Below are 1,453 nucleotides of genomic sequence, written 5' to 3' on the forward strand. Positions count from 1 at the left end.
TTATTTACCAAATGTCATAATCCATAAATTTAATAATCTTAAAGAAGAAAAAAGATGAAATAGAGACTGTTTAAAATGAATTTTGAACGATAATGCCATAAAAGATAATAAAGTAATACATTTAAATGTTAGGTTAAGGTAAGAATTACCTTTTTGTATTAATTGAGTCATGGAATGACTAAAATATTTTACTTTTTATATGAAACCGTTATGTGGAAAATAGCTATTCAGTTGTTTTTCACATAACGGTTTTTCATTTTTAAAGGATTTTACATAAGAAAAAATCTATAATTAAGATAGTTAACATATATTTTTTGATGGGTGTGGGGGATTATGAAAGAAATATGCATGTTATTAGTGGCTGTTATATTATGGGGGACAGCCATTGCGCCAACAAAGTGGGCATTAGAATCTATTCAGCCATTTACTTTGTTATTTATTCGCCTTTTCTTAGCTGGTGGAATCTGTTTACTATTCTCATTTAAACAATTAAAAAGATCAGTTGTACATAAACAGGTCCCGTGGAAAAGAATGAGTTTACTATCTTTTACTGGCGTAGCTGGGTACTTTATGTTCACATCCTACGGTATTTCTTTAACGAGTGGATTGCATGTTAGTATTATTGATGCTGCTTTACCTTTAGTTACAATTCTTTTTTCGGCGTTCTTTTTGAAAGAAAAAATTCGGCTTAATTATTGGATCGGTATTGTATTGGGGGTTATCGGAGTACTTCTTATTACAATTCCATCTAGTAATGTCGATCAAGAAGTATCTTTAATAGGAGATATCCTTATTTTATTAAGTACGTTCTTATTTGCTTTCTATACAGTATTGCTGAAACGACCAAAACAAGAACAGTATCTATCAAACAAGGTTTTTACAACATTAACTTTAATTATTGGAGCTGTTATTCTATTACCATTTGCAATGGCAGAAACTTTTTATTATGGTTTTCCAAAAATCGAAACATGGAAGACAGGGTTTAGTGTAATATATCTTGTTATTGGGGCAACAATTTTAGCGTATTGGTTTTGGAATAGAGCATTAGAGACAGTCTCGGCATCAGTAAGTGGATTATATTTAAATGCGTTACCGTTAATAAGTATAGTTGCTTCAATTGTTTTATTAAATGAATCTTTAACGCGGAGAATAGTAATAGGTGGCAGCTTAGTTTTATTTGGAGTGATATGGGCGGATAAACGTAAACTAATTGATTTATTTATATCAGACGATCAAAATATTAAAGGGAATGAAGAATGTTAAAGTTTATAAGAGCATGTATATAATGTTTAATGGAAAGGACGCTTTGTATGTAATAGGATGTCCTTTTCATTATTTTCATTGAATGAGAGGGATTAAATAACTGAAACTAATATAGAAAATAACTTTGGAATTATTTTTATTATTAATTGAATAAAAGGTGTTGACGATTAGGCTATAGAGGTGTAATATA

1 protein-coding gene is annotated in these 1,453 nt (G+C 29.7%); it reads left to right on the forward strand.

Annotation, left to right across the window (positions count from 1 at the left end; genetic code table 11):
* The first annotated feature begins 333 nt into the window (after positions 1 to 333).
* Entirely contained in the window at positions 334 to 1,263 is a 930-nt protein-coding gene (locus GFJ36_RS01280; protein WP_142310948.1) for a DMT family transporter, read from the forward strand.
* The last annotated feature ends 190 nt before the right edge of the window (positions 1,264 to 1,453 follow it).

Origin of the sequence: Bacillus sp. EE-W1 (assembly GCF_009760835.1) — a bacterium.
Lineage (GTDB): Bacteria > Bacillota > Bacilli > Bacillales > Bacillaceae_G > Bacillus_A > Bacillus_A wiedmannii.